1 protein-coding gene is annotated in these 2,154 nt (G+C 69.8%); it reads right to left on the reverse strand.

The annotated features are described in order from the left end of the window. Positions 1 to 36: 36 nt before the first annotated feature. Positions 37 to 2,154: MMPL family transporter (locus VLF38_RS14140; RefSeq protein WP_325271882.1), on the reverse strand; the 2,118-nt coding region annotated here is incomplete at its 5' end.

The following is a 2,154-nucleotide window of genomic DNA, read 5'->3' on the forward strand; positions in this document are numbered from 1 at the left end:
CCTCGCACGGGCGCGAGGCAGCGGGCCGACGGGTGATCAGGCGTTGACCAGCTCGCGCGCGTCATCCGGGTCGGACTTGCCCTGACCCAGCCTGCTCGGCCACCAGATCCTGTCGCCCAGGTCCAGGTTGAGCGCGGTGACCAGGATCGACCGGACGATCATCGTGTCGAGCATGACGCCGAGCGCGACCGCGATGCCCATCTCCGCGAGGAAGACGAGCGGCAGTGTGCCGAGGACGATGAACGTCGCGGCCAGCACGATGCCCGCGGAGGTGATCACTCCTCCCGTCGAGGTCAGGCCGATCAGGGCGCCCTTGCGCGTGCCGTGGACGGCCGACTCCTCCCGGACCCGGGTCATCAGGAAGATGTTGTAGTCGATGCCCAGAGCCACGAGGAAGACGAAGGCGAAGAGCGGGAAGCCCGCGTCTGCCCCGGCGAAGCCGAAGACGTACTCGAAGAGCAGCACCGAGATGCCCAGCGCCGCACCGAACGACAAGATGACCGTGCCGAGCAGGATCAGCGGAGCGGCGAGCGCCCGGAGCAGGGCGACCAGCACGAGCAGGACCACGGCGAGCACCAGCGGGATGATCACCTTGTTGTCGCGCTGTGAGGCGACCTTGGTGTCGAGGTAGATCGCCGAGCCACCCGTCACCAGCGCGCCCGCCCCGTCGACGGCATGGACCGCCGTGCGGGCGTCCTCGACGACATCGAACGCCGCCTGCGAGGAGACGTCGGCGTTGATCACGACGCTCAGAGCACCGATGCCGTCCTGGGGCTGGCCGAGCGGGACCACCTTGGCGGTCGAGCCGTCGGGCAGCTCCTGGTCGGCGATGCCGTCGACACCCTCCAGCGCGGTGGCCACCGCGGGGAGGTGGTCGGCGTTCGCGACGACGAGGAGGGTGTTGGACTGGTCGACCATCTCGTGCGCCGCAAGCACCTTGGCGCCCTTGATGGAGTCGAACTCCTTCGTGTAGGTGTCCTCGGTCGACAGGCCGTTGGCATCGAGCCGGAAGAGGCCGAGGCAGGCGATCGCGAGCAGCGCGGTCGTGACGATCCAGACCTTGCGCGGCTTCGTGGCGATCCAGGCACCGACCTTGGACCACATGCCCGACTGGGTCGGCTCCGCCGAGCCGAGGTCGGGCCGCATGTGCCAACCAAGCCCCTTGACGAGCCCGGCCTGGATGAAGGCGAGCGGCGTGGTCACCGCAGCAGCGGCACCGACCAGCGCGACGAGCGCGAACGGCGCTCCGACGTAGCCGGCCACCACGCCGTCGAAGACGACCGCCGCGAGGAAGACGCCGCCACCACCGATGCCTGCGAGCAGCAGCCCGGCCGGCAGGCTGAGGCCCGTCGCCAGGCACCAGCGGCCCAGCCGGCCGTTCTCCGGCCCGAAGACCCAACGGCCCGCGATGACCAGCAGCGCCGGCAGCAAGGTGACCATCACCAGGTAGGTCACCGCGACGCCGACGGCCACGACCGGACCCATGCCGGCCGTCGAGCTCATCTCGGCGAAGGTCAGGCAGAGCATGCCGAGGATGACGGTCGCAGCGCTCGCGAGGATCGCCGGCGCCGCCCGGTGCAGGGCGTGCGCCATCGCCTCGTGGCGGTCCTCGTAGTTGCGGAGCTCCTCGCGGTAGCGCGCGACGAGCAGCAGTGCGTAGTCGGTGCCGGCGCCGATGCAGAGGATGCTGAGGATCGCCTGGCTCTGGCCGTTGACGGTGATGACGTCAGACTTGGCGAGGAAGTAGACGAGTCCCATGGCGGCGACCAGACCGACGACCGCCGAGATGATCGGGAAGAGCCACAGGTAGGCGCTGCGGTAGACCACGAGCAGGATCAGGATGACGACGCCCAGCGCCGAGTAGAGCAGCCGGCCGTCGAGGCCACCGAACGCCTCCACGGCGTCGGCAGCCTGGCCACCGGCACCTGCGACATGGACCGCGACGCCGTCGGTGTCCGCGATGTCGCGGATCTCCTCGACGATGTCAGGCATCTTGTTCCAGCCGTCGGCGCCCAGGTTGAAGTTGATGATGGTCTGGAGCGCCTCGCCGTCCTCGGAGGGGAACGGGCCGCTGATCGCGCCGTCGACACCCTCGAGCTCCTTGAAGGCGACGGCGTCGGCGGCAGCGTCGGCCCGGTCGGCCTCGGTCAGCCC

It is taken from the genome of Nocardioides sp., assembly GCF_035481145.1.
Classification (GTDB): Bacteria; Actinomycetota; Actinomycetes; order Propionibacteriales; family Nocardioidaceae; genus Nocardioides.